Raw genomic sequence first — 24,628 nt, 5'->3', positions numbered from 1 at the left:
GTCCTCACCAGGTGTGGATCTATTCGCGCAGCGCTTCCTGGCGGGCGGCCGAGAGGTCGGCGACCCACAGTTTCTGCAGCATGTGCCAGTCTGCGGGATGCGCGGCGATATCGGCGGCCAAAACGTCGGCGAGGGCCTGCGTGGCGGCCTGGACGCCGTCGGCGCCGCTGACCCGGATCGGCGGGTGCAGCCGCAGCCCCCAGCCGTCCTCGGTGAACCACAGGCCCGCCGGGATCAGCGCCGCCCCGGTCTTGGCGGCCAGGTACGCCGGGCCGGCCGGCATCCGGGTCCGTTCGCCGAAGAACGTCACCGGCACCCCGGAGGGGGTCAGGTCCCGGTCGGCGAGCAGGCACACGATCCCGTTGGCGCGCAAGCGTTCCGCGAGCACATCCGAGGGCGCCCGGTCACCGCCGGACGCGGCGAGGATCTCGAAGCCGAGCGACTCACGGAACGCGACGAACCGGTTGTACAGCGACTCGGGCTTGAGCCGTTCGGCGACCGTGGCGAACTTCCCGTGGGTGCCGACGAGCCACACGCCCGCCGCGTCCCAGTTGCCCGAGTGCGGCAGCGCCAGGATCACGCCGTTGCCCTCGGCGAGGGCGGCGCTGAGGTTCTCACGGCCGGTCATGTCGGCGTCGATCACCCGGTGGACGTCGCCATGGTTCATCGACGGCAGCCGGAACGCCTCCATCCAGTACCGCGCGTACGAACGCAGCGCCTGGCGGACCAGCTCGTCGAGCTCGGACGGGCCCGCCTGCGGCACGACCCGGGCCAGATTGGACCGCAGCTGCCGGGTCCCCGGCCCCTCGCGGCGCGCGGCGAGGTCGGCGCCGAAGCGGAACACCCCGCGCGCGACCCCCTCGGGCAGGACGCGGACCAGCCGCCATCCCGCGGCGTAGCCCCAGTCCGCGAGGCGGTGGCCCAAACTCATGCGCTCTCCTCCTTGGCCGCGCGGCGCACCGCGAGCAGCCGCTGGGTGACCGTCGCGACGGACCCCACGGCCAGCAGCCACAGTGCGACGGGCAGCGCGTACGGGACGCCGAGGCCGGCGAGAAGGGCCCCGACGAGACTGATGATCAACCGCTCGGCGCGTTCGACGAACCCGCCGTCGGCACTGAGCCCGGTCGCCTCGGCGCGGGCCTTGACGTAGGAGATGACCTGGCCGGACACCAGGCAGATCAACGCGGCCGCGGCCGACGATCGGTCACCGCCAGAGAAGGCATACCAGGCGATCCCGCTGAACAGGGCGCCGTCGGCGATCCGGTCGCAGGTCGCGTCGAGAACGGTCCCGAACCGGGTGCCGCCGCCCTGCGCCCTGGCCATCGCGCCGTCGAAGAGGTCGAAGAGGACGAACACGGTGACCACGATGGCGCCCGCGACCAGGTGCCCGGTGGAGAACAGCCAGAGCGAGGCGGCTACCGCGCCCGCCGTGCCGATGAGGGTGACGGCGTCAGGGGTGAGGCCGGTTCGAAGCAGCCAGCCGCCGATGGGATCGGTGACGCGCGAAACCGAGGCGCGAGCGAAGATGTTCAGCATGAGGGCGTCGGTTGCACCTAACAGACGGCATTGTGGCCAAGGCAGCCTAGTGTCCGCCTCCCCGGATTTTATGTCGGGGTCAAGACGTGTTGTCAGGCGTGTCTGACAGACCCGGAGCGCATCCAAGCGGCACCTAAGGGACCGTGACGAACCCCGACCACGGTCGCCCACCCATCCGCACCATGTCCTGACAGGTGACCCCAAGATAAATTCCGGGGAGGCGGACTAGTCGGGGCAGCCGGGGAGTTGCTTGTCTGGGTCCAGGCCTTCGAGGACCGCCTTGCTGATCTCGCCCAGGGTCTTGACCTGGTCCGGGGTCAGGCGGTCGAACAGCTTCTCCCGCACCGCCGTCACGTGGCCGGGCGCGGCGGCGGCCAGGGCGGCGAAGCCGTCGTCGGTGAGGACGGCGAGGGAGCCGCGCTTGTCGGTCGGGCATTCCTGCCTGCGCACCCAACCCGCCTGCTCCAGCCGGGCCACCGCGTGCGACAGCCTGCTTCGTGACGAGCCGCGCAGGCCCGCGAGTTCGCTCATCCGCATCGAGCGGTCGGGCGCGTGGGAGAGGACCACGAGGATCTCGTAGTAGGTGTAGGGCATGTCGGAGTCGCGCTGGAGTTGCCGGTCCAGCTGATCGTTGAGTGCGCCGCTCATGGTGATGAAGGCGCGCCACACCTCCTGTTCACCGTCATCCAACCAGCGCGGGTCGTCCGTCATGTCTCCCATCCTACCTCATAGTTGAACCCTCAACGGTTCTGGTGTAGAGTCTGCGATTGAGCGTTCAACTACTCAAAGTTCAACTATCACGGGTTCAACAACTCAGGAGACGATCCGCATGAGCACCACCACCCTCACCGAGATCCCCGGTTTCATCACGGGCACGTGGGACATCGACGCGTCGCACTCCGATGTCGCCTTCACCGTGCGCCACCTGGTCATCACCAAGGTCCGCGGCCGCTTCGACGACGTGACCGGCACCATCGTCACCACCGACGACCTGGCCATCGCCGGCGTCGAGGTCGTCATCGGCCTGAACAGCATCAACACCAACAGCGAGCAGCGCGACGGACACCTGAAGTCCGCCGACTTCTTCGAGACCGAGACCTACCCGGAGATGACCTACAAGGCGACCGGCGTGCGCCCGGACGGCGACAAGTACGTCCTCGACGGCGAGCTGTCCCTCAAGGGCGTCACGAAGACCGTGCCGGTGGCCTTCGAGCTCAACGGCTTCTCCCCCGACCCGTGGGGCGGCACCCGCATCGGCCTCTCCGGCGACGCGTCGATCAACCGCAAGGACTTCGGCGTGAACTTCGAGGGCGTGCAGAACGGCCTCGCCGTCGTCTCCGACAAGATCGACATCCACCTCGAGATCGAGGCCGTGCTGCGTCAGGGCTGAGCCCAGGCCTCCGCGAGCAGAGCGCGGGTTTCGCCGAGCAGCTGCGGCAACACCTTGGTGTGACCGACGACCGGCATGAAGTTGGCGTCGCCGCCCCAGCGCGGCACCAGGTGTTGATGCAGGTGGGCGGCGATACCCGCGCCCGCGACCACCCCCTGGTTCATCCCGATGTTGAACCCGTGCGGCGCCGCCACCCGCCGCGCGACCCGCATGGCCCGCTGGGTGAACTCGCCCAGCTCGACGGTCTCGGGTGCGGTCAGCTCCGTGTAGTCGGCGACGTGCCGGTACGGGACGACCATCAGGTGGCCGGGGTTGTACGGGTAGAGGTTCAGCACCGCGTAGACCAGCTCACCGCGCGCGATGATCAGCGCGTCGGCGTCGGCGAGGTCGACCAGCCCGCAGAACGGGCAGCCGTCCTCCTCGTCGTGCTCGGGCTTATTCTCGCCGCGGATGTAGGCCATCCGGTGCGGCGTCCACAGCCGTTGGAGCGCGTCCGGCACCCCCACCCCGTTCTGGGCGACGAGCTCGGGCTCTCCGGAGCCAACGGCAGCGGCCATGTCCACGATCCTAGTGGCGGCCAGTTCCCCGGGATTGGCCGTGGTCGCGACCCCGCACGGTCCCCTAAGGTCGGGCGGGTGACCGTGCTGATCAAATCTCCCGCCGACGTCGAGCGCCTGCGCGCGGTCAGCGGCGAGTACCGCGTCCTGCTCTCCGGCGCCGACACCGGCGGCAGGCTCGCGGTCGTCGAGCAGATCCTCCCGCCAGGCGCCCTCGGCGCGGCCCCGCATGTGCACCACGGGCACGAGGAGGACTTCATGGTCACCTCGGGCGCGATCACGTTCGACACCGCGACCGACGCCCGCGTGGTTTCCGCGGGCGGCGTGGTGTCGGTGCCCAGGGGGGCCGCCCACGGCTTCCGCAACGACTCGTCCGAGGACGCTCGGTGCATCGTGACGTTCACGCCCGCCGGATATGAGGACTACTTCCGGCTGATCGACGAACTGGTTCGGGCGGGCACGTCCCCCGATGCCGAGACTCTTGCCCGATTGCGCGCCCGATTCGCGACTTCGGCGGTGTGAGTCAGCGACTCGTCAGTGCTCGGATGTAGGCGTTGGCTTCGGCGCGGAACATGAGGACCGTTCCCACGATCGCGGCTGCGGCGACGAAGGTGATCGCGATCAGTTCGATTCCAGGGCCTGTGCCCACGAAAGTGCTTGCGGCTAGGTAGAGAAGGACGGCGGCGATGAGGCCCAGCAGGATTCTTGGGCCTCGCCAGCCTTTTCTGAGGTTGGTGGCGCAGAGGACGATCACGATTCCGGCGAAGAACACCACGCCGTGGCTGGGGACTGGGTTGGTGTTGAGGATAATGGTGATCAGGACGAACAGCAGCAGCGTGATGCCCAGGGTGAGCCAGACGGCGTAGGCCTGGTCCAGGCACTTCGGGCGCTCGGGGCCGTCCATGAGGGCGATGCTATCGATCGTTGCCGCTTTCGGCGTTTCGAGCGCCCCATCTGGGTGGTCGGCTTGGCCGGTGGCGCCTGTTTGGGTGGGCGTTGGGCTTGCGCCCAAACAGGCCCCGGATTCGGGGTGAGTGAAGGAAGCGGGCCGTCCATGGACGGCCCGCTTCCTTCACTCATGCTTGATTCTATTCGGTGATCTTGAAGGTTTCCGCCGAAGGTGACGTGTTGTCCCGACGTTCGATCCATTCGTGGACCGCCTCCACCGCGCGGTCCACGGGGATTCCGTTGACCTGCGACCCGTCCCGGAAGCGGAACGACACCGAGCCGGACTCCACATCCTTGGCGCCCGCCACCAGCAAGAACGGGACCTTCTGCATCGTGTGGGTGCGGATCTTCTTCTGCATCCGGTCATCCGAGGTGTCCACGTCCACTCGGACACCCTTGGCGCGCAGGGCCTTGGCGACCTGCTGGAGGTGTTCGACGTGGTCCTCGGCGATCGGGATGCCGACAGCCTGGACTGGGGCCAGCCACGCCGGGAAGGCGCCCGCGTAGTGCTCGGTCAGGACGCCGAAAAACCGTTCGATGGAGCCGAAGAGCGCCCGGTGGATCATGATCGGCTGCCGGCGTGAGCCGTCCGAGGCGGTGTATTCCAGTTCGAAGCGGCGGGGCTGGTTGAAGTCGAGCTGGATGGTCGACATCTGCCACGACCTACCGATGGCGTCCTTGGCCTGCACCGAGATCTTCGGACCGTAATACGCCGCGCCGCCCGGGTCGGGGACGAGGTCGAGGCCGGAGTCGACCGCCGCTTGGCGGAGCGTCTCGGTGGCCTCCTCCCACTCCGCCGGGTCGCCGATGAACTTCGGTGAATCGTCCCGGGTGGACAGTTCCAGGTAGAAGTCGCTCAGGCCATAGTCGGCGAGCAGGTCGAGGACGAACTTCAGCAGCGACCGGAGCTCGCCGGGCATCTGCTCCTTGGTGCAGTAGATGTGCGAGTCGTCCATCGTCAGGCCGCGGACACGGGTGAGGCCGTGGACCACGCCGGACTTCTCGTACCGGTAGACCGTGCCGAACTCGAAGAGCCGCAGCGGCAACTCGCGGTAGGACCGCCCGCGCGAGCTGAAGATCAGATTGTGCATCGGGCAGTTCATGGCCTTGAGGTAGTAGTCCTCGCCCTCGAACTGAATGGGCGGGAACATCGTGTCCGCGTAGTACGGCAGGTGACCCGAGGTGTGGAACAGCCCGCTCTTGCTGATGTGCGGGGTGTTCACGAACTCGTAGCCGGACTCCTCGTGCCTGCGGCGCGCGTAGGTCTCCAGTTCGCGGCGGATGATGCCGCCCTTGGGGTGGAACACCGCCAGGCCGGAACCCAGTTCGTCCGGGAAGCTGAACAGGTCCAGCTCCACGCCGAGCTTGCGGTGATCACGCCGCTCGGCCTCGGCGATGCGCTCCAGGTGCAGCTCGAGCGCCTCCTGCGACTCCCATGCCGTGCCGTAGATGCGCTGCAGCTGCGGGTTCTTCTCGTTGCCGCGCCAGTATGCCGCCGCCACCCGCATCAGCTTGAACGCCGGGATGTGCTTGGTCGTGGGCACGTGCGGGCCGCGGCACAGGTCGCCCCAGACCTGCTCGCCGCTGCGCGGGTCGAGGTTGTCGTAGATCGTCAGCTCGCCGCCGCCGACCTCCATCACCTCGTCGGTGTCGACATCGGACTTGAGATCGACGAGCTCAAGCTTGAACGGCTCGGCGGCGAGTTCCTGCTTCGCCGCCTCCACCGACTCCACCACGCGCCGGGAGAACCGCTGCGAACCCTTGATGATCGCCTTCATGCGCTTCTCCAGCGCCTGCAGGTCCTCCGGGGTGAACGGCTTCTCCACCGAGAAGTCGTAGTAGAAGCCGTCGCGGACCGGCGGGCCGATGCCGAGCTTGGCCTCGGGGAACTGCTGCTGCACCGCCTGCGCGAGCACGTGCGCGCAGGAGTGGCGGATGACCGCCCGGCCGTCGTCGCTGTTCGCGGCGACCGGCTCGACCGTGTCGTCGGCCTCCGGAACCCACGACAGGTCGCGGAGCTGCCCGGCGGAGTCGCGCACGACGACGATCGCGTCGGCGCCTTTGCCGGGGAGACCGGCTTCGCGCACGGCAGCGCCCGCGGTAGTGCCCGCCCGCACCACCACGCTCGTGGCGGGTGCGACGGATACGGGCTGCTCGGACACGGTGACTCCTCGGCTAGGACACGGCCACGGCTGTGGCTTCAACGAGGAGTGATGTTACTAGTCCGCCTCCCCGGAATTTTTACGGTTGGTCACCAGGGAGCGAGACCCGCGGACGGTGGGTGACCGTGGTCGGCCGCCGTCACGGTGCCCCTTGGCATCGGTTGGTCGACGCGATGGATTCAGGACCGTGGGCGCTAGGCCCCGAGCATTCCCTGCATGCGGCGGATCTCGGCGGACTGCGTGGCGGTGACGTCGTCGGCCATCTCCTGCACCCGCACCTCCGTGCCCTTGGTCTTCACGGTGTCGGCCATCGCGAGCGCGCCCTGGTGGTGGGCGATCATCAGCCGCAGGAACAGCTTGTCGAACTCGGTGCCCTTGGCCGCCTTGAGCTGGTCCATCTGCTCCGGCGTGGCCATGCCCGGCATGCCCGCGTGGTCGCCGTGCCCGCCGTGTTCGGCCGGGGGAACCGGCGCCTTGTTGTGCTTGGTCAGCCAGGCGTTCATCATCTCGATCTCCGGGCCCTGCGCGTCGGCGATACGCGAAGCGAGGCCCTTGACCTGCCCGTCCGCGCCGCGGTCGGGGACGAGCACGGCCATCTCGATGGCCTGCCGGTGGTGCACGATCATGTCCCGCACGTAGGTCACGTCGGCGTCGTTCGGCGGCGTGTCCGGACGCGCGCTGCCCGCTTCCTCAGGGGACAGCGTCTTGTTCGACTCCCCCGGCTTGCCCGGCTGGAGCACCGGCGCCGTCGGCTTCGCGCCCGCGGGCTCGTCTTCGCCACCGCACGCGGTCAGCCCCAGCAGCGCACTCAGCACCACGACTCCGCCAACCATCCGCCGAAACCTCATTCAGAGCACGCCCTCTCCCGTCCAGCAGCACAACGACCGCAAGGTACTACGACATCTGTTGCCATTCACTCTTCGACTGGGAAAAACGCCGGTCAGGAAACGCTTCTGCCTGAGAGAACGCCGGTCGAATAATGTCTTGACCCACTTCCTGCAGCGAGGGGATCTTCCCGTGACCCACTCCAAACGCCGTCTGGCTTGCGCGGCCGCGGCGGGCGTCGCCGCCGCCGCCGTCCTCACCGCCGGCACCTCGACCGCGCTCGCGGCGCCGCCACCACCCGGTCCGGGTGTGGACCAGATCGTCAGCAGCCCGAACATGAGGCAGCTGGCGAACGTCCCGCCCGCCGCGCCGCTCTCGGGCGCGAGCTCGACCGGCACCGACCTGGCGTTCACCGGCAACTACGCCGTCCAGGGCAACTACCTGGGCTTCACCATCTACGACATCACCACCCCGAGCGCACCGAGGATCGCCAGCCAGGTGCTGTGCCCCGGCGCGCAGAATGACGTCTCGGTGCACGGGAACCTGCTCTTCCTGTCCACCGACTCGCGGCGCAGCGACGACTCGTGCAACTCCGCCTCCTCCTCCAGCGGCACCGCATACTGGGAGGGGATCAAGATCTTCGACATCGCCGACAAGGCGAACCCCCGCTACCTCAAGAGCGTCGAGACCGCCTGCGGGTCGCACACGCACACCCTTGTCCCGGACAAGGCGGGCACGGACGTCTACCTCTACGTCTCCTCTTACAGCCCGTCGACGACGCTGTCGAAGTGCCAGCCGCCGCACGACAAGATCTCGATCGTGAAGGTGCCGCTCGCGGCCCCCACGACCGCGTCGGTCGCGGCGACCCCGGTCCTGTTCCCGGACGGCGGCAACGCCGGCAGCAGCAAGACCTCGGCCACCACGGGCTGCCACGACATCACGGCGTACCCGTCGAAGGACCTCGCCGCGGGCGCGTGCATGGGTGACGGTGTGCTGCTCGACATCGCCGACCGCCTCAACCCGCGGGTCATCGACCGGGTCCAGGACAACGCGAACTTCGCGTTCTGGCACTCGGCGACCTTCAACAACGCGGGCACCAAGGTGATCTTCACCGACGAGTTGGGCGGCGGCGGCGCGGCCACGTGTGACCGCAAGACCGGCCCGACCCGGGGCGCCGACGGCATCTATGACATCACCGGCGCGGGCGACACCCGCGACCTCGTGTTCCGCAGCTACTTCAAGATCCCGCGCTTCCAGACCAACACGGAGAACTGCGTCGCGCACAACGGATCGCTGATCCCGGTCGCGGGCAAGGACATCATGGTCCAGTCCTGGTACCAGGGCGGCGTGTCGGTGTGGGACTTCACCGACTCGGCCAACCCGCGCGAGATCGGCTTCTGGGAGCGTGGCCCGCTGCCGGACGGCGGCTCCGGCGGCACCTGGTCGGCGTACTACTACAACGGCAACATCTACTCGTCGGACCTGGTGAAGGGCCTCGACGTGCTCGACATCAGCGACCCGGCGACCGACAGCGCGAAGAGCGTCCGGTTCACCGAGCTCAACGTGCAGACACAGGGCACCTACAGCGGCTGACGTTCGACGTGAGGGGCCCTTCCGGATTCTGGAGGGGCCCCTTTCTACGCCAGAGAGTTCCCGGCTAAACGGCAACTGGGAAAAATATTCGCTGTTTGGAAGTAGATCCACGGGAGACACTGCGCGGATAAGACGTCCTACGAATGAGGGGAACAGCGTGAGGGCGACACGCCTTAGTTCAAGATCCCGATATGTCACGGCCGCGATCATCGGCGCGACCACCATCTCTCTCTCCCTGTGGGGAGCGACCTCCGCGGCCGCCCAGGACGCGGCCGACCTCGGCGAGCCGAACTTCGTCACCAGCCCCAACGTGCGCCAGGTGGCCAACGTGCCCGCCACGGCGCCGCTGCTCGGTGGCGGGGCCCGGTCCTCGGACCTCGCGTTCATCGGCGACTACGTCATCGGTGGCAACTACAACGGCTTCACCATCTACGACGTGAAGCACCCGAAGAAGCCGACGATCGTCAGCCAGGTGCTCTGCCCCGGCTCCCAGGGCGACGTCAGCGTCGCGGGCGATCTGCTGTTCTACTCCGTGGACTCGCGCCGCAGCGACGACTCCTGCAACTCCGTGGCCCAGAGCGACGGCACCAAGCCGTACTGGGAGGGCGTGCGGATCTTCGACATCAGCGACAAGGCCAACCCGAAGTACGTGAAGTCGATCGAGACCGACTGCGGGTCGCACACGCACACGCTGGTGCCGGACAAGGCGGGCACGGACGTCTACCTGTACGTGTCGTCCTATGGCCCGTCGGCCACCATCGCGAGGTGCCAGCCGCCGCACGACAAGATCTCGATCATCAAGGTGCCGCTGGCGAACCCGACCGCGGCGACGGTCAGCTCCGCGCCGGTCTTGTTCCCGGACGGCGGCAACGCCGGGATCCCCGGAAACTTCCCGGACCACCACGTGCGCGAGACCAGTGGCTGCCACGACATCACCGCCTTCCCCGAGAAGGACCTCGCCGCGGGCGCCTGCATGGGTGACGGCGTGCTGTTCGACATCTCCGACCGCGCCGCCCCCAAGGTGATCGAGCGGATCCAGGACAACGCCAACTTCGCGTTCTGGCACTCGGCGACGTTCAACAACGACGGCACCAAGGTGATCTTCACCGACGAGCTCGGCGGCGGCGGCGCGGCGACGTGCAAGCCGGAGATCGGCCAGGTTCGCGGCGCGGACGGCATCTACGACATCGTCGGCACGGACCTCGTCTTCAAGAGCTACTTCAAGATCCCGCGGCACGACAGCGAGATCTGCGTGGCGCACAACGGATCGCTGATCCCGGTGGCGGGCAAGGACATCATGGTCCAGTCCTGGTACAAGGGCGGCGTCTCGATCTGGGACTTCACCGACTCGGCGAACCCGCGCGAGATCGGGCACTTCGACCCGCTGCCCTCGCGCGTCGGACCGTCGGGCACGTGGTCGGCGTACTACTACAACGGCTACATCTACTCCAACGACGGACAGCAGGGCCTCGACGTGCTCGAGATCAACGACCCGCTGACCAATTCAGCCAAGTCGGTTCACCAGAAGGTGTTCAACGCGCAGACTCAGTACTCGCTGCGTCACGGCAACAACTAACCAAGCCACCGTACTCGGGATCGCGGATGGCGAAGATCACACCGCCCCGAGATACTGCCTAGCACAGACCTGCAGGGAATGAAGGGAAAAGAGTGAGTTCGATTCGCTTCAGCAAGAGGTCTCGCAGAGCGGCGCTCGCGCTGCTCGGCGTCGCCGCGGCAGGACTGTCCGTGGTAGGCGGCCCATCCGCCGCCGCCCAGGACTTTCCGGCCAATGACGAGATCGTCACCAGCGCCAACGTCTCGCACGTCGTCAACATCCCGCCCACCGGCCCGCTGTCCGGGCCGGGCTCGGTCGGCACCGACCTCGCGTTCAGCGGCGACCACGCCATCGTGGGCAACTACCTCGGGTTCACGATCTACGACATCAAGAACCCGAAGAAGCCGACGATCACCAGCCAGGTGCTCTGCCCCGGCGCGCAGAACGACATCTCGGTGAGCGGGAACCTCGTGTTCGTCTCCACCGACGCGCGCCGCAGCGACAACTCGTGCAACTCGACCTCCCAGAACGACGGCACCAAGCCGTACTGGGAGGGCATGAAGGTCTTCGACATCACCGACAAGGCGAACCCGAAGTACGTCGCGGCTGTCGAGACCGACTGCGGGTCGCATACGCACACGCTGGTGCCGGACAAGCGCGGCAAGGACGTCTACCTCTACGTCTCGTCCTACGGCCCGTCGGCGGCGCTGCCGAAGTGCCAGCCGCCGCACGACAAGATCACGATCATCAAGGTCCCGGTCAAGAACCCGGCGGCCGCGGCGATCGTGGCCACCCCGGTGCTGTTCCCGGACGGCGGCCACCCGGGCAAGCCCGGCACGATCGACACCGGCTACGTGGTGCCGACCAGTGGCTGCCACGACATCACCGTCTTCCCGGCCAAGAACCTGGCCGCGGGCGCGTGCATGGGCGAGGGCGTGCTGATGGACATCTCCGACCGGGAGAAGCCGCGGGTGTTCAACACCGTGCGGGACGACGATCACTTCGCGTTCTGGCACTCGGCGACGTTCAACAACGACGGCACCAAGGTCGTCTTCACCGACGAGCTCGGCGGCGGCGGAGCGGCGACCTGCAATGCCAAGATCGGCCCGACCCGCGGCGCCAACGGCATCTATGACATCACCGGCGGCGGCGACGGGCGCAAGCTCGAGTTCCGCAGCTTCTTCAAGATCGACCGTCACCAGACGGACTCGGAGAACTGCGTCGCGCACAACGGCTCGCTGATCCCCGTCCCGGGCAAGGACATCATGGTCCAGGCCTGGTACATGGGCGGCGTGCAGGTGTTCGACTTCACCGACTCGCGGGCGCCGAAGCAGATCGGCTTCTTCGAGCGGGGCCCGGCCGCCGACCCGAACCAGGGTGGTGGTGTCTGGTCGTCGTACTACTACAACGGCCACATCTACGCCTCGGACATCGGCAAGGGTTTCGACGTCATCGAGATCAACGACCCGGCGACGAACGTGGCGCGCGGTCACAAGTGGTCTGAGCTGAACGTCCAGACGCAGTACGGCTACGGCAAGTAGTCAGCAGAGTCAGCTGCACGAAGAAGGGCCCGCCGCACGGCGGGCCCTTTTCGTCGGTTCAGACGGTCTCCACGACCTGGTCGTACTCCAGGCGCGGGCTGCGCGGGAACGCGGCGTCCGCACCAGGGTTGCCGATGTTGACCACGACCAGCGAGCGCTTGCGGCCGTCGGGGAAGAACTGGCGGTCGACACCGGCGGCGTCGAAGCCCGCCATCGGCCCGGCGGCCAGCCCGGCGGCGCGCACCCCGAGCACGAAGTAGCCAACCTGCAGCGCGGCGTTGAACCTCGCGTTCTCGGTCCGGTGGGTCTCGTCGGCGTAGTAGTCCTTGGCGCCCGGCAGGTGCGGGAAGAGGGTGGGCAGGTGCTCGTGGAAGTCCACGTCGGCGGCCAGGATCGCGACGAGTGGCGCGGACGCGGTCTTGGCGCGGTTGTTCTCGGAGAGCAGCGGCAGCAGTCGCTCGCGTGCCTCGTCGGAGCGGACCAGCAGCACGCGCAGGGGCTGGCCGTTCATCGCGGTGGGCGCCCACTTGACCAGGTCGTAGATGGCGCGGACCTGCTCGTCGGTCACCGGTTCGGTGGCGAAGGTGTTCGCGCTGCGGGCCTCGCGGAACAGCAGGTCCTGGGCGTCCCGAGGGAGGGCGAGGGTGTCGTTCAGGGCGGCGGTCATCAGATCCCCTAGGTCGGCGGGTGGTTCACTGATGGCCAACTTGATTGAGAGCTTGACTATTCCAGTTGAGAGCTTGACTATTTCGTGAGCCGCGCCACTCCCTACGTGCGGAGTTTGTAGGGCACCACATCGGCGAGGAAGTCACCCGCGATCTTGTCCGCGACCAGCGCCGGGTCCAGCGGACTCCCCAGGCGCTCGGCCAACGCCTGGATCTCCGCCGCCCGCTTCTCCAGGACGTCGGTCAGGACGCGCTTGCCCCGCAGCCACAGCACGGGCGCCATGAGCGGCCTGAGCAGACCCTTGCCCCGCACGTCGGCCACGACGTCGACCGTCCAGCCGGGCCGGACCCAGGCTTTGACATCGCCTGCCACCCGGTCGTGCTCGATCGAGCCGACCAGTTGTGGCACGTCCTTGTGCAACCCGTCGAAGTCGAGCGTGGCCGTCCCCCGCACCGTGCCACCGAGGCCCTCGATGCTCCCGTCGAACGTCGTGTCGACCTTCGACGCGCCTTTGGCCACCGTGACCTCGATCGGCACGTCGCCTGCCCGGTCCACCCGCACCCGCACCTCGGCCGGGCTGTCGGCGACCACCTCGGCGACGTAGTGCCCGGGCCGCTCCCCCGCGGTCACGACCTCGTAGCGAGCACCCGCCCGGGGATGCTCGCCCGCCACCAGCGCCAGCCCCTCCCGCCGCCGCCCGTCGACCAGCACGACACCGTCGTCGTCGAACACCAACTCCTGCCACCGCTTCACCAGCAGCGGCACGACCTCCGCGATGGAGTCGTCCACTCCGACCAGCGTGACGGCGCTTTTGATCCGCATCCGCGCAGCGTAAAGCCGCTCACGCTCGCGCGCTCGGGATGATCAGCCACCTTGAGCGTGCAGCCGGTCCACCTCGGCTCGCAGGACCTCGGCCTCTTCTGCCGGCGCAAGCACGTCCACTTGGGACGCCCAGTCGCGGACCGTCGCCTCGCGCAGCCGCAGGAGCGACTTCTCCCGCTCGCGGACGGCCGCCGCTTCCTTCCTCAAGGCGGGCCACGAGAAGGTGGCGGCCTACGTGACCGAGCGCCTGGTCGTCGAACTCGACGACACCCGGTGCGCCGCCAAGCTCGACGACACGGGAATCGTGAAGCGGCAGAACTTTCTCTACGCCCGCCTGCACCTCGTCCACACCTGCCCGAACTCGGCGAACGGCCAGTTCACCGTGCGCTACGGGGTGTTCGCGGAGACGCACGCCATTGGGTCCGACCACATGAACGTGGTCGACTACGTGTTAGGCGGTGTCGGTGGCAGCGACGTCTTCGAAGGCGGCCACCGCGAACTGCGGGTGGGCGAGCGCAGCAATGCCGCGAGTGCGCCCGAAGCACCGGACACCGGCTTCCTCTCGTCGATGGCCCGCTTCGTGGGGCTGGGGCTCGAACACATCCTGCTCGGCATCGACCACGTGCTCTTCCTGGTGCTGCTGCTGCTCGGCGCCCAGAGCTGGCGCAGCGTCATCCGGCTCGCCACGGCCTTCACCGTGGCGCACAGCGTCACGCTCGCCCTGGCCGTACTCGGGTGGGTCGACGTCCCCGCCGCGGTCGTCGAACCCCTGATCGCCGCATCCATCGTCTACATCGCCGTGGAGAACATCGTCCGCGGCGAGTCACGGCACCGAACCGTGGTCGTGTTCGCCTTCGGCCTGCTGCACGGCTTGGGTTTCGCCGGGGCACTGAACTTCACCGACGACTTCAGCGGCGGCCTGATCGGCGGGCTGCTCAGCTTCAACCTGGGCATCGAACTGGGACAGCTCCTGGTCGTGCTCTTGGTGTTCCCGCTGCTCCTGTTGGCGCGCCGCCATTCGTGGTCGTCGAAAGCCCACCTCACCACGGCCGCCATCGTCGGCGTGATCGGCCTGATCTGGTTCGTCGAACGCCTACTCCTGACCCCGAGCGGCGCCGCTTAGCGTGCGACCAGATCCCCAGCGTGCGCCTCGGCGAGTTCCGTGGCCCGACCACTGCTGGTGGCGTACGCGAAGAAGTGATGCACGACCTCGCCACTCACAATCGAGTCCAGCTCGGACTCCTTGTCCTTGGCCTCGACACCTTCGACTTCTTCGATGGGGTGGTCGCGGTGAGCCAGGCGGCTGGCCGCGATCAACGGGAACGGCGGCCACACCTCGACCTCAGCTCCCCTTACGTGACCGTGACAGATCCAGTAGTGGACGACCCGGAAGCCGGTTTCCTCGTCGCAGCGAACCAGGATGTGGTCATCGAGTTCGGCGAGGAGAATCTCGGCGCGTTCGAGCGTGCCGAAGGTCCCCGCGATATCGCCGGATCCGGTCGGCTGCGCGCGGACGACGGCCCACGTGGTGTCCATGGCCGCCATGATGCCGGGCTCGGGTCGGAGGATCGCGCAGATTCGCCCTGTCAGGTGAACAACTCGGCCCGGGCGGAGTTATCGGCGCGGCCGAAGCTGACTGGAAGGGCGCTCTGCTTGGCGCTTCTCGCCCCGGTCCTTGCTCTCGTGGCGGTGTTCGTCGCGGTCCCCGGTGCGGGAGCCGCCGAGGCGCTCGACGAGCACACGATCAAGGTCGTCACCTACAACGTCGGGGACGCGGGGGCCTCCGGTCCGACACGTGTGGGCCAAGCGGCACACCGCCGGGTCCGAGGTCGACGCCCTGTCCGGCTACGGCAGCGACCACCGCCCGGTCCGCGTCCGCGTGACGGTGACCCGATGAGCGGGCCGCGGCGGGCCGCGGCGCTGAGCGCGGTTGTCCTCGCGTGCGTGGCGGGCCTGTTGGCCGCGGTGCCGGGCGCGACCGCCGCGTCGCGGCCGAGTGACGAGTCGCTGGACTTCCGGTTCCCCGCGGCGGACCTGATGCGGGTGCCGGACACGAACACCTACGTGGCGTACGGCGCCGGCATCGCGGGCAACCGACCCCGTCGGTCGCGGCTCGGCGCAGGGCACCGAGCAGATCGCGCAGAGGTCCGCTGCGCGAAACTACAACCGCCTGTGGGTTCCGGCTGCATCTGATCACTTTACGCGGTCTCGACTGGTGTTTCCGTGCTACGTGCTCACTCGAGTTGCCGCGATTATCCGCGCTACTTGAGCATCTGCGCCTCGAGTCGCTCATTGAGCGGCCGGGCCTCCATCGCGTGACCGCGCCGACGACCTCCACATCGCAAGGCCGTCGCCATCGTGGGTTTCCGGTCTGTCAAACGTTCTTGTGTTGCGTGGCAGAGGTTGGCGTTGCCGGGTCGACGCGACCGGGCTTCGCCTGTGGTCGGGTGCACATGCTGGTCGACATCGCGCTCGACGTGGTCACTTGAGCCTCGTGTTCAGCAGCACGATGTCCAGCTGGTGGGCAATGTCGGCGACCAGCGGGTCGTTCTCCCCGAAGGCCCGCCTGCCCGCGTCGAGGGCCTCGTTGAGGGTGGTGATCGCGCCCCGCGGGTCGCCCGTCGTGAACAAGAAGACGCCGAGGGTCGTGGCGGTGGTGATGGTGTCCTCGTGGCGCTTGCCGAGTTTGCGCCGCCTGCGTGCCAGTGTGTCCCGCAGGAGCGGGATGGCCTCTCGGTCGCCCATGATCACGAGGGCGCAGGCGAGATTGTGCGCGAAGAGCAGCGTCGCCGGATGGTTGGGGCCGAAGGTGGTGAGCGCCCGGCGGTGCGCCTCGAGGTGCATCTCCCGCGACAGGTCTAGTTTCCTGAGCCGGAAGAGCACTGAGCCGAGGCGGTCGACGTTGGTGATCGTTTCCGAGTGGTCGGGGCCGAGCTGGTTCTCGTACTCGGCGACGAGTGCGCGCCACTCGGGCTCGGCGTGCTGGTACTGGCCCGCGTCGAACAGCGCCAGTGCGCTCCGGGTGCGCCGGGCGAGTTCGTCGGGCACCGGCTTTTCCTTGCCACGTGAGAACAACACGGTCGCCTCCCTAGAGACCGGATTTCCCCAGTCGGTCGTCGATCGATCTTCCTTCGGTCACACCGAGCACTTCCCCCAGACCGCGCAGGTGCACGTCGATCGCGGCCTCGACCAGCTCGGCGTGTTCCGCGACCGTGTGCCGCGACCGCTGCCACGCGGTGAGCCACACCGTGCCGCCGATGATCAGCGCGGGCCACCACAGCAGGCCCGTCAGCAGGTACAGCGTTCCCCAGCCGGTGAGGGTCACGGCGTCGGCGTAGCGGGCTCGCACGTCGCTGATCGGACGGCGGGCGTCTTCGGACATGAGCAGCCACACGCGGGGCCACACCAGCGCCGCGCTCACGCGGTACTCGGCCCTGACTCGTGCCTCGACGAGCCGTACGCGATCACCGATCCACGTCGGTCGTCGCGGCAGGTACGCGGCGACCGTGCCGACCTCGGCGCGCTGGGCGGCGGCCACCGCGCGGGACCGCCGCGACCACCGGGAACGAATGATCAGACCACCGGTGAGGAAGCGATCACGCAACCACCAACGCTGAACCACCTTCCCGATCCAGCCTGCCGCGGACCCGAGCACGCCCGCCGCGGCGACGGCCGACGCCGCGGTCACCACCAGCTGGTCCGGCCGCGCACGGAGGAGCCCGCTCACCCGGTCGGTCACCCGGGTGACGTCGAGGGCGTGGGCGTGGCCGAGCACGACGGCGGTCGCTCCCACGACCGCGAGAAGCAGCCCCGGCAGCAGGATCGCGGTCAGCCAGTGGCCGCTGACCCGCTTGCCGACCTCCGTCAGTACACCGGTCATGCCGGTCGCATGGGCTCGTCGAACGCCGTGCAGCGAGGCACGTGGCCGTGCTCGTCGCGGTGTGCGCGACGGGCGCACCGGTCACGCGGGCAAGCGTAATCACCCGCACTCATTCCGGGCGTCGCGCGCACACCGGGGAGACCGGCCATGCCCACCGCTGGGCGGTCGGCCCAGCCGCGCAGCGCTTCGGCCGACTCGCGCGGCAGCCACTTGAGCAACGCGCGTTGGGCCGGTCCGCCCTCACGAACCCGGTCGACATCCCGGTCGAGCCGCGCGAGTACCCCGTTGGCGCGGGCGTGGTCGCGGAGATGAGGCAGCTGTGCGCACCAGAGCGCGAGGGAGTCTTGCTCGTTGCCCAACGGATCCCCCTTTTCACCAGCTACGGTGAGCGTAGACCAGGTCACTGGGTGGAGTTGGGGGAACGGGCATGTTCGGGCGCCGTGCACGCGGCAAGTACGAGCCCGCCGAGGACATCGGCTTCGCGTTGCGCAACGCCCGCGCCTGGTTGCAGAGCTACCGGGAGTCGGGGGACACCGCCGAGCTCGACGAGTCCATTGCCGAGGCCGCCCGTGCGGTGTCGCTGTGCACCGCCGACACGCCGGAACGGCCGGCGGCGCTGCTGGTGCTCGGCGAGGCCCGCGGCATCAAGTGCCGCAACACCGAGGCGCCGAAGGACATCATGGACTGCGTCGAGGTGTACCGGGAGCTGACGAGCGTCGCACCCGAAGCCTCGAAGCTGTTCGTGTTGGGGAGCTTGGCGGAACACTCCCTTGTGCTCGGCCGCGTCACCCGCGACTGGCGTCCGGTGGGCGAGGCGGCCGAGGTCGCCAAGACGCTGTTGCTGATCGGTGAGAACGGTGACGCGGCCCTCGTGCGGTACGCGATCAAGCTCATGGGTGTGTGCCTGGCGTGGCTGCCGCCCGACCTCGACGGGCTCGGCTCCCTGTACGGCCTGCGCGGCGCGGCCACCGTCTCGTTGACGAAGCTCAGCGGTGACCTGACGCTGCTCGACGCGGCTCAGCAAGACCTTGAGCGCGCGTTGCGGCTGCTGCCCGCGGACGACGGCAATGCCTACCCTTTCCTACGGAACCTCAGCGAGGTGCGCGGTGTCCGCTACCGGATCAGCGGCACCATCGAGGACCTCGACGCGATGCTGCAAACCTTGCACCACGTTCTCGACGTGTGTCCGCGCGATCATCCGGAAGCCGCACGAGTGCTGTTCAACATCGGCGCCGGCTACCGCGACCGCTTCCGCGAAACGGGCACCGCCGCCGACATCGACGAGGCGGCGCAGTACCTGCGGATGGCCGCTGAACGCACCGCGGAACCCCAGACGCGGGCCATCGCGGAGGAAGCGCTGGCCGACGTCATCGAACTGCGTGGCCCGCTCCAGCTCCCGCTGCCGCCGGGGGCCCAACTCATTTATGACCCTGAGTCGCTCAACGCGCGCGCGAACCGGCTGGTGACGACGCTGGGTCAGTACGAGGAGACCCGTGACGTGATGCTGCTCGACCAAATCTGCGCCGAGGGCCGCGCCTTGGTGGCCGAAGCAGGGCCGGACCGATGGATGGTCGGCTGGGCGGTCGGCCCAGCACTGACGCGCCGGTTCGAGGAGCGCGGGCAGGCGGCCGACCTGGACGACGCGGTCGAACTGCTACGCGAGGCCGTCGCACACCCCGCACTCGGCTCGGTGCCGCTCGGCGACGACAAGCTCGCCCATATAGTGAATCTCGGCGCGGCATTGACCAATCGGTTCCGGCGCGACCAGAGCGGTGCGGACCTCGATGAGGCGATCGGCTACGCCCGACGGGTCGTCGAGCTGCAGCCGGGAGAATCCCGCTACCTCAACAACCTGGGCACCGCACTGATCTACCGCTTCGAGCACGCCGGGCGTCGGGCGGACCTGGACGAGTCCGTCGAGATCGGGCTCAGGGCGGTGCGCACGGCCACGTCGCCGTCCGAACGCGCCCACGCACACGCCAACCTTGGCAACCGCCTGCGCAGCCGCTTTGGGGCCACCGGTGTCCGCCAGGACATCGACGCGGCCATCGACTCACTGCGCGTCGCTCTCGACGCACGACCGGTCCCCTCGGACCGGATCAACCTGGGGCTGGCGCTGCGCGACCGCGGCCTGGCTTCGGACGGCCGTGACGACCTGGCCGAGGCCGCCGAGCTGTTCCGCGCGGTGATCGCCGCCACACCGGAACAGGCACCGAAGCACCAGCTGGCGTTGCTGACACTCGCGCAGGTGCTCGCGGATCTCGGCATGGCCGAGGAAGCGATCGAGACACTGACTCGTCAGGTCACGGGGACCACAGGCAGGCCGCTCGACCGGATGGACGCGTTCGTCCGCCTGGCCGGGCTGTACGCGGACGGCGGCGAGTGGGAGTCCGCGAGCCGCGCGTACGCCGACGCGATCGGCTACCTGCACCTGATCGTCTGGCGCGGCCTCGCCCGCGCTGACCGTGAACGGCTGCTCGCGCGCTGGCCCACCGTCGCGTGCGACGCCGCCGCGTCGTTCATCGCGGCAGGCGAACCCCAGCGTGCCGTCGAACTGCTCGATCATGGCCGCTCGCTGCTCTGGGGCCAGGCCCTCGACACCCGCGCCGACCTGCGGGCCCATCCCGATCTCGCCGCGCGACTGTCGAAGCTGCGCGCCGAGTCCGACGCGCTGGGGTGGGCGGATGCCCGAAGCGCAACCGACGTGGCCGAACGCAGGCGAGCGCTGGCACGAGAGTGGGACTCGCTCGTCACGGATGTACGCGCCCGCCCCGGTTTCGAGCGATTCCTCCTGCCCACCCCGTTCGCGGACCTGGCCGCGGCAGCCGCGGACGGCCCGGTGGTGCTGGTCAACGTGAGCAGGCTGCGGTGCGACGCGCTGGTGGTGGCGGACGCCGGCGTCCGGGTGGTGGAGCTGCGCGACCTCACCGCGGATCTGGTCAAGGAACAGGCCGGCTTCTATCTCGACGCGGTCGCCAAGGCCGGTGTCGGCGCGGGTGGTTCCGCCGGGTCGCGCGAACAGGTCGTGCTCGCGGTACTGGAATGGCTGTGGGTGGCGGTGGCGGCGCCCGTACTCGCCTCGGTTCAAGGTGGGCGCCTGTGGTGGTGCCCGACCGGACCGCTCGCGCTGCTGCCACTGCACGCAGCAGGCTTCCACGACCCGGACGACGAACCCGGCTCGGCCGTCCTCGATCGCGTCGTCTCATCGACGACCCCGACGTTGCGCGCGCTGCTGTACGCGCGGCGGGCGTCCGCGGCGAAGCCCCGGCAACCGCTGGTCATCGCCTGTGACGAGCGGCCCGTCTACGTGTCCGGATTGCCCGACCTGCCGTCGGCTTCGCGCGAGGCCGACCTGCTGCGGGCACGTTTCCCGCACACCGTGGTACTGACCGGGGCCGCGGCGACCCGCGCACTGGTGCTGGAGTCACTGCCGCGGCACTCGCGTGCGCACTTCGCGTGTCACGGTGGGCGGGACGGGCTCTACCTCGCCGACGCCCTGCTGAGCACGGCCGACATCGCGGCGCTCGACCTCGATTCGGAGCTGGTGGTCCTGTCGGCGTGCCACACGGCCATCGGCGGCGACCTGCCGGACGAGGCTTCGCACGTCGCCGCCGCCATGCAGATCGCCGGGGCCCGGCAGGTCGTCAGCACCCTGTGGGCGATCGGCGACGACACCGCGGTACTCGTCACCGACATGCTGTACGGCGAACTCGCCCTCGCTCCGACGCGGGTGGCGCAGGCACTGCACGCCGTGGTCCTGCGATTGCGCGCCGAGGATCCCTACCGCCCAAGCAGGTGGGCACCTTTCGTCCATTTCGGACAGTGACCAGACCGCATACCGCCCGCGGGTGTTCGGGTCGCCGTAAAAGACGAGGTCCAGCCCACCGACGCCATGCTCGACGCCCTGGAAACCCGATGGACCACATTCGGAACATGGACCCGGAACGACCACACAGGACCTGACCCCCATAGGAAACGAGCATGTGGTCACCGCCCCCTGCTCCCCATTTGCTCCCCATTTGCTCCCCACAACAGCAAACCGCCCACCGATGAATCACCGGCAGCCCGTCTAGCTGCAAAAACACATGGTGGACCTTGTCAGTGACTATCACAATTCCGAGACCACGCTGGGTCGTGAGATGCCGCACCGTGGGAGTGTGGGGCTTGGCCCCCATAACAAAGAACAAGCGACCTGGTCCACGCTTTCCGTGGACACAGGCCGCCTGAGCTTGTGGGCGATACTGGGATCGAACCAGTGACCCCTTCGGTGTGAACTATGCCGGAAATCGGTCTTGACCTGCGGAAACAAGAATTCGGCAGGTCGCCGTAGGTCGGTTGGGGGCAGTTGGACATCGTTTAACGCAGTTGAGCGCATCGAACTGCTCCCAATTTGCTCCCACGCGTGCTCCCCGGCGCTCCCCGCTTGCCCGTTGGGCTGCGGCGGTTACCGCTTCGCGGCATGAGCGGATGTCGAACTGGTTACCCGTCAAGTCGGCTTGGGGGCATGTCGTGTGGGCCATCGAGGATGATTCAGGCCGCTGTGCCTGCCGAGGGCGGCCGGTTCCACGGTCACCCGCCGTACGAAGCTCAAGGTCGCCGAGCGGGCCAGGGTGGTCGCGCGGCCGCTCGAACAGCACCGGGCCCGCCGCGGCCACCCCACCGCCGATGACGGCCCGCTCGACGTCGCACAGGGTCGCGGTGTCGATGATGCCGCGGACCAGCGCCCGGTGCCGCGGTCGAACGCGGCGACGGCCACGGCATCGCCGCGGGCCGCGTCGGCGGCCAGGGCTTGGGCGGGCGGACCCGGCCCAGCCCTGCTCGCGGGCCCAGTTCCAGTTGACGATGCCCGAGATCCTTATCCGCCACCCCCGCATGACCACAAGACCAGCGCGGGACACCGGATCTGCTTCCCGGCGCTCCTGTCGGCCTCCTCATGGGCCTGGTCGACAGTAAGACCGGCCCGATAGTCCTCCAACATCGCCCGCACCACGTCGGGGTTCCGCACGGCCTCGCGCCACTCGTCGTGGTTCTCCTGGCCCATGCTGTCTGGGTCGCCGTGGTACCAGTTGTCCGGATCGGCGTTGATGACCCGTTCGGGGATGTCTGGCTGCGCGAAGAAGAACCAGTGCCACCACTGCGTGGCGACCTTCGCGGTGATGCGGGACAGGTGCTCGCTGATGGGCATGCAATCGATCAACGCGATCCGCGACACCGCTTCGGGATGGTCGAGGACGAGGCGGAGCGCCACGGCGCCGCCTCGATCATTCCCGGCCAGCAGGAACCGCTCGTGCCCCAGCGACCGCATCACCGCCATCACATCTCCGGCGACCGCGCGCTTCGAATAGCCCTCGTGGTCCGCGGTGGGGACCGGTCCCCGAGATCGGCCGTAGCCGCGCAGGTCGGGGCAGACGACGGTGAACCCGCGGTCCACCAGAGAGGGCGCGACGCGGTGCCACGTCGCGGAGGTCCTGGGGTGGCCATGCAGCAACAGCACCGGGGGTCCTGCTCCCCCGTAGCAGGTGAAGATGGATGCCCCGTCCACCTCGATCGAGCGTGCTTCGAAATCCTCGAACATCCGGCATGTCCTCCCGCACACGGCTGAAGCTGCGCCTCCGTCTGGCACAGGAGCCTGACGCTGCTCGTCTGCGCCCCGCCCATCACATCAAGTGCCCCGAGGGCGACCCTTCCGGCACCAGTGGTTAATTTAGCTACCATTCAAACTAGTTACCTCGATCGGAAGCGGGTGGAATGGAGGACGGGGCGAGCCGCGCGTCGATTCGGCGGAAGAATCTTGGGTTGGCGTTGCGCCACCTGCGTGCAGGCGCTCGGTCGCGGACCCGGCTGGCTCAGGACATGGGCTTGCCGAGGCCGACGGTGACGGTGTTGGTCGCCGAGTTGGTCGAGCGTGGGCTGGTCCGGGAAGGCGAGGTCGCGCGAGCCGGGATGATCGGTCGCCCACCGCTGGCGTTGGAGTTGGACGGGCGGGGGTTGTGCGGGCTGGGTGTGGAAATCTCGGTCGACTACGTCCGGGCGGTCGCGTTGGGGCTCGACGGCGAGGAGTTGCTGGACCGGAGGGTCACCGTCGACCTCCCGCGCGATCCCGGTCCCGTCCTGGATGTCGCCACGGAGCTGATCCGTGACGTCATCGCCTGCCTCGCGGCCATGGGCCGAGCGCCCGTCGGCGTGACGATCGCGGCGCCGGGGGAGATCGATCGCGAGCGTGGCGTGGTGGTGTTCGCGCCGAATATGGGGTGGGCGGATGTCGCTGTGGTCGATGGGGTCGTGGCTCGCCTTGGCTCGTCCGCTCTCCCCGTCTCGATCGACAATGACGCGCGGCTGGGAACGGTCGCCGAGTACGCGTTCGCCTCAGTCGAGGGGGTGCGCGATCTCGTCTACGTCCGGGGCGAGGTCGGAGTCGGCTGCGGCATCGTCATCGGAGGCAAGCTGGTTGTCGGGGCCACCGGGTTCGCAGGGGAGATGGGGCACGTCCGGGTCAACCCCGACCCCGTGCCGTGTGCGTGCGGCAAGCTCGGCTGCTGGGAGACGATGGTCGGCTTCACCGCGCTGCTGAACCAGGTCGCCGACCCCGGTGACCCGCTGTTCGACAACAGTCGCGACCTGGAGGAGCGACTCGCCGAGATCAGGACGCGGGCGGGCGCCGGGGACCCACGCACGCTGGCCGCGCTCGACCACGTCGGCACCGACCTCGGCTTGGGACTCGGCATGCTGGTCACCATGTTGGACCCCGCCGTCATCGTGCTGGGTGGGTATTTCGCGCACCTCGGTGACTACCTGATCGGCCGGGTGCGAGCGGCCATCGAGGAGACTGTCATCGGGGCGCGGGCGGGTCGGTGCGAGGTGCGGCTGTCCCGCCTCGGGTTCACCAGCGCGGCGCGTGGGGCGGCGCAGGCGGTCGTGGACGTGGTCTTCGAGGACCCGACCTCCGCCTACGACCACCCCATAGCGATTCCCGCGCAACCGATATCAACTTCCTGACCGCACCGGCATCGACCACGTGCGGGGCGGCCCGAACAGGTCGGTTTCGGCCGCGGGCGGCTGATTCGCGATCACACTGTCCGGCCGCCGGGTGCCGTCAGCCAGTAACACGCGACGTGGGGCTAGTCAACGCCTCTGTGACCCTTGACCTGCATGG

Annotated in this window: 24 protein-coding genes; 9 read left to right on the top strand and 15 right to left on the bottom strand. The window is 68.6% G+C overall.

Annotation, left to right across the window (positions count from 1 at the left end; all coding sequences use genetic code 11):
- Window positions 1-19: 19 nt before the first annotated feature.
- The 3 genes from ACUZ2Y_RS30580 to ACUZ2Y_RS30570 all read right to left on the bottom strand — a co-directional run bounded on the left by ACUZ2Y_RS30580 (window position 20) and on the right by ACUZ2Y_RS30570 (window position 2,256).
- Entirely contained in the window at window positions 20-931 is a 912-nt protein-coding gene (locus tag ACUZ2Y_RS30580; RefSeq protein WP_476325402.1) for a phosphatidylinositol mannoside acyltransferase, read from the bottom strand.
- Window positions 928-1,536, bottom strand: a complete 609-nt coding sequence (gene pgsA, locus ACUZ2Y_RS30575; RefSeq protein ID WP_476325400.1) for a phosphatidylinositol phosphate synthase — start codon at window positions 1,534-1,536, stop codon at window positions 928-930. The genes ACUZ2Y_RS30580 and pgsA overlap by 4 nt, the downstream gene beginning before the upstream one ends.
- Before the next feature lie 225 nt (window positions 1,537-1,761).
- Window positions 1,762-2,256 carry a MarR family winged helix-turn-helix transcriptional regulator gene (locus tag ACUZ2Y_RS30570; protein WP_476325398.1) on the bottom strand — a complete coding sequence of 165 codons (495 nt, stop codon included), beginning with the start codon at window positions 2,254-2,256 and terminating at the stop codon, window positions 1,762-1,764.
- 109 nt (window positions 2,257-2,365) lie between these two features.
- On the opposite strand from ACUZ2Y_RS30570, the gene ACUZ2Y_RS30565 reads away from it, so the two are divergent.
- A complete protein-coding gene (locus tag ACUZ2Y_RS30565) occupies window positions 2,366-2,926 on the top strand; it encodes a YceI family protein (protein WP_476325396.1) in 561 nt (186 codons plus the stop codon).
- On the opposite strand, the gene ACUZ2Y_RS30560 is transcribed toward ACUZ2Y_RS30565, so the two are convergent.
- Window positions 2,917-3,483, bottom strand: coding sequence for an HIT family protein (locus ACUZ2Y_RS30560; RefSeq protein WP_476325394.1), 567 nt, complete (start codon window positions 3,481-3,483; stop codon window positions 2,917-2,919). The genes ACUZ2Y_RS30565 and ACUZ2Y_RS30560 overlap by 10 nt on opposite strands.
- A 78-nt stretch (window positions 3,484-3,561) precedes the next feature.
- Between ACUZ2Y_RS30560 and ACUZ2Y_RS30555 the strand changes: the two genes are divergently transcribed.
- Window positions 3,562-4,005 carry a cupin domain-containing protein gene (locus ACUZ2Y_RS30555; protein ID WP_476325392.1) on the top strand — a complete coding sequence of 148 codons (444 nt, stop codon included), beginning with the start codon at window positions 3,562-3,564 and terminating at the stop codon, window positions 4,003-4,005.
- A gap of 1 nt (window position 4,006) precedes the next feature.
- On the opposite strand, the gene ACUZ2Y_RS30550 is transcribed toward ACUZ2Y_RS30555, so the two are convergent.
- From ACUZ2Y_RS30550 to ACUZ2Y_RS30540, 3 genes are all read right to left on the bottom strand, one after another.
- Window positions 4,007-4,387, bottom strand: a complete 381-nt coding sequence (locus ACUZ2Y_RS30550) for a hypothetical protein (protein WP_476325390.1) — start codon at window positions 4,385-4,387, stop codon at window positions 4,007-4,009.
- A 184-nt stretch (window positions 4,388-4,571) separates the two neighbouring features.
- Complete coding sequence (gene thrS / locus ACUZ2Y_RS30545; protein ID WP_476325388.1) at window positions 4,572-6,593, bottom strand: threonine--tRNA ligase; 2,022 nt, start codon at window positions 6,591-6,593, stop codon at window positions 4,572-4,574.
- Between the two features lie 194 nt (window positions 6,594-6,787).
- A complete protein-coding gene (locus tag ACUZ2Y_RS30540; protein ID WP_476325386.1) occupies window positions 6,788-7,426 on the bottom strand; it encodes a DUF305 domain-containing protein in 639 nt (212 codons plus the stop codon).
- Between the two features lie 184 nt (window positions 7,427-7,610).
- On the opposite strand from ACUZ2Y_RS30540, the gene ACUZ2Y_RS30535 reads away from it, so the two are divergent.
- From ACUZ2Y_RS30535 to ACUZ2Y_RS30525, 3 genes are all read left to right on the top strand, one after another.
- Complete coding sequence (locus ACUZ2Y_RS30535) at window positions 7,611-9,011, top strand: LVIVD repeat-containing protein (RefSeq protein ID WP_476325384.1); 1,401 nt, start codon at window positions 7,611-7,613, stop codon at window positions 9,009-9,011.
- Window positions 9,012-9,168: 157 nt separating this feature from the next.
- Window positions 9,169-10,587 (top strand): LVIVD repeat-containing protein, encoded by a 1,419-nt coding sequence (locus ACUZ2Y_RS30530; RefSeq protein WP_476325382.1) that lies wholly within the window; start codon window positions 9,169-9,171, stop codon window positions 10,585-10,587.
- Between the two features lie 101 nt (window positions 10,588-10,688).
- On the top strand, window positions 10,689-12,107 hold the full coding sequence (locus ACUZ2Y_RS30525; RefSeq protein ID WP_476332141.1) for an LVIVD repeat-containing protein: 1,419 nt from the start codon (window positions 10,689-10,691) through the stop codon (window positions 12,105-12,107).
- 58 nt (window positions 12,108-12,165) lie between these two features.
- On the opposite strand, the gene ACUZ2Y_RS30520 is transcribed toward ACUZ2Y_RS30525, so the two are convergent.
- The 3 genes from ACUZ2Y_RS30520 to ACUZ2Y_RS30510 all read right to left on the bottom strand — a co-directional run bounded on the left by ACUZ2Y_RS30520 (window position 12,166) and on the right by ACUZ2Y_RS30510 (window position 13,802).
- Window positions 12,166-12,774 (bottom strand): malonic semialdehyde reductase, encoded by a 609-nt coding sequence (locus tag ACUZ2Y_RS30520; RefSeq protein ID WP_476325381.1) that lies wholly within the window; start codon window positions 12,772-12,774, stop codon window positions 12,166-12,168.
- 101 nt (window positions 12,775-12,875) lie between these two features.
- Entirely contained in the window at window positions 12,876-13,595 is a 720-nt protein-coding gene (locus tag ACUZ2Y_RS30515) for a hypothetical protein (protein ID WP_476325379.1), read from the bottom strand.
- 42 nt (window positions 13,596-13,637) lie between these two features.
- The gene (locus ACUZ2Y_RS30510; RefSeq protein WP_476325377.1) at window positions 13,638-13,802 is read right to left on the bottom strand and encodes a hypothetical protein; all 165 of its coding nucleotides are present in this window, start codon (window positions 13,800-13,802) and stop codon (window positions 13,638-13,640) included.
- A gap of 28 nt (window positions 13,803-13,830) precedes the next feature.
- Here ACUZ2Y_RS30510 and ACUZ2Y_RS30505 point away from each other — a divergent pair, with 28 nt between their 5' ends.
- Window positions 13,831-14,718, top strand: coding sequence for a HupE/UreJ family protein (locus tag ACUZ2Y_RS30505; protein ID WP_476325375.1), 888 nt, complete (start codon window positions 13,831-13,833; stop codon window positions 14,716-14,718).
- Here the strand turns inward: ACUZ2Y_RS30505 and ACUZ2Y_RS30500 are convergent.
- Window positions 14,715-15,131: a hypothetical protein gene (locus tag ACUZ2Y_RS30500; protein WP_476325373.1), complete on the bottom strand. Its 417-nt coding sequence runs from the start codon at window positions 15,129-15,131 to the stop codon at window positions 14,715-14,717. The genes ACUZ2Y_RS30505 and ACUZ2Y_RS30500 overlap by 4 nt on opposite strands.
- 357 nt (window positions 15,132-15,488) lie before the next feature.
- Here ACUZ2Y_RS30500 and ACUZ2Y_RS30495 point away from each other — a divergent pair, with 357 nt between their 5' ends.
- On the top strand, window positions 15,489-15,788 hold the full coding sequence (locus tag ACUZ2Y_RS30495) for a hypothetical protein (protein ID WP_476325371.1): 300 nt from the start codon (window positions 15,489-15,491) through the stop codon (window positions 15,786-15,788).
- A 288-nt stretch (window positions 15,789-16,076) separates the two neighbouring features.
- Here the strand turns inward: ACUZ2Y_RS30495 and ACUZ2Y_RS30490 are convergent, their stop codons facing one another.
- Genes ACUZ2Y_RS30490 through ACUZ2Y_RS30480 form a run of 3 tightly spaced genes read right to left on the bottom strand, consistent with a single transcriptional unit; the run spans window position 16,077 to window position 17,834 of the window.
- Window positions 16,077-16,673 (bottom strand): tetratricopeptide repeat protein, encoded by a 597-nt coding sequence (locus ACUZ2Y_RS30490; RefSeq protein ID WP_476325369.1) that lies wholly within the window; start codon window positions 16,671-16,673, stop codon window positions 16,077-16,079.
- 10 nt (window positions 16,674-16,683) lie between these two features.
- Complete coding sequence (locus ACUZ2Y_RS30485; protein WP_476325367.1) at window positions 16,684-17,475, bottom strand: hypothetical protein; 792 nt, start codon at window positions 17,473-17,475, stop codon at window positions 16,684-16,686.
- Window positions 17,472-17,834 carry a hypothetical protein gene (locus ACUZ2Y_RS30480; RefSeq protein ID WP_476325366.1) on the bottom strand — a complete coding sequence of 121 codons (363 nt, stop codon included), beginning with the start codon at window positions 17,832-17,834 and terminating at the stop codon, window positions 17,472-17,474. The genes ACUZ2Y_RS30485 and ACUZ2Y_RS30480 overlap by 4 nt, the downstream gene beginning before the upstream one ends.
- 68 nt (window positions 17,835-17,902) lie before the next feature.
- Between ACUZ2Y_RS30480 and ACUZ2Y_RS30475 the strand changes: the two genes are divergently transcribed.
- Entirely contained in the window at window positions 17,903-21,301 is a 3,399-nt protein-coding gene (locus ACUZ2Y_RS30475) for a CHAT domain-containing protein (RefSeq protein ID WP_476325364.1), read from the top strand.
- Window positions 21,302-22,330: 1,029 nt separating this feature from the next.
- On the opposite strand, the gene ACUZ2Y_RS30470 is transcribed toward ACUZ2Y_RS30475, so the two are convergent.
- A complete protein-coding gene (locus ACUZ2Y_RS30470) occupies window positions 22,331-23,050 on the bottom strand; it encodes an alpha/beta hydrolase (protein ID WP_476325362.1) in 720 nt (239 codons plus the stop codon).
- Between the two features lie 173 nt (window positions 23,051-23,223).
- Here ACUZ2Y_RS30470 and ACUZ2Y_RS30465 point away from each other — a divergent pair, with 173 nt between their 5' ends.
- The gene (locus tag ACUZ2Y_RS30465) at window positions 23,224-24,471 is read left to right on the top strand and encodes an ROK family protein (RefSeq protein WP_476325360.1); all 1,248 of its coding nucleotides are present in this window, start codon (window positions 23,224-23,226) and stop codon (window positions 24,469-24,471) included.
- Window positions 24,472-24,628: the final 157 nt, after the last annotated feature.

The organism is Actinokineospora sp. UV203 (genome assembly GCF_056323665.1).
The sequence above is the reverse complement of the archived record's forward strand: the minus strand, read 5'-3'. Positions and strand labels throughout refer to the sequence as shown.

Coding starts and splice junctions, on each gene's coding strand:
- ACUZ2Y_RS30580 (WP_476325402.1), bottom strand. CDS start 931: ATGAGTTTGGGCCACCGCCTCGCGGACTGGGGCTACGCCGCGGGATGG.
- pgsA (WP_476325400.1), bottom strand. CDS start 1,536: ATGCTGAACATCTTCGCTCGCGCCTCGGTTTCGCGCGTCACCGATCCC.
- ACUZ2Y_RS30570 (WP_476325398.1), bottom strand. CDS start 2,256: ATGGGAGACATGACGGACGACCCGCGCTGGTTGGATGACGGTGAACAG.
- ACUZ2Y_RS30565 (WP_476325396.1), top strand. CDS start 2,366: ATGAGCACCACCACCCTCACCGAGATCCCCGGTTTCATCACGGGCACG.
- ACUZ2Y_RS30560 (WP_476325394.1), bottom strand. CDS start 3,483: ATGGCCGCTGCCGTTGGCTCCGGAGAGCCCGAGCTCGTCGCCCAGAAC.
- ACUZ2Y_RS30550 (WP_476325390.1), bottom strand. CDS start 4,387: ATGGACGGCCCCGAGCGCCCGAAGTGCCTGGACCAGGCCTACGCCGTC.
- ACUZ2Y_RS30540 (WP_476325386.1), bottom strand. CDS start 7,426: ATGGTTGGCGGAGTCGTGGTGCTGAGTGCGCTGCTGGGGCTGACCGCG.
- ACUZ2Y_RS30520 (WP_476325381.1), bottom strand. CDS start 12,774: ATGACCGCCGCCCTGAACGACACCCTCGCCCTCCCTCGGGACGCCCAG.
- ACUZ2Y_RS30515 (WP_476325379.1), bottom strand. CDS start 13,595: ATGCGGATCAAAAGCGCCGTCACGCTGGTCGGAGTGGACGACTCCATC.
- ACUZ2Y_RS30500 (WP_476325373.1), bottom strand. CDS start 15,131: ATGGACACCACGTGGGCCGTCGTCCGCGCGCAGCCGACCGGATCCGGC.
- ACUZ2Y_RS30495 (WP_476325371.1), top strand. CDS start 15,489: ATGAGCGGGCCGCGGCGGGCCGCGGCGCTGAGCGCGGTTGTCCTCGCG.
- ACUZ2Y_RS30485 (WP_476325367.1), bottom strand. CDS start 17,475: ATGACCGGTGTACTGACGGAGGTCGGCAAGCGGGTCAGCGGCCACTGG.
- ACUZ2Y_RS30475 (WP_476325364.1), top strand. CDS start 17,903: ATGTTCGGGCGCCGTGCACGCGGCAAGTACGAGCCCGCCGAGGACATC.
- ACUZ2Y_RS30470 (WP_476325362.1), bottom strand. CDS start 23,050: ATGTTCGAGGATTTCGAAGCACGCTCGATCGAGGTGGACGGGGCATCC.
- ACUZ2Y_RS30465 (WP_476325360.1), top strand. CDS start 23,224: ATGGAGGACGGGGCGAGCCGCGCGTCGATTCGGCGGAAGAATCTTGGG.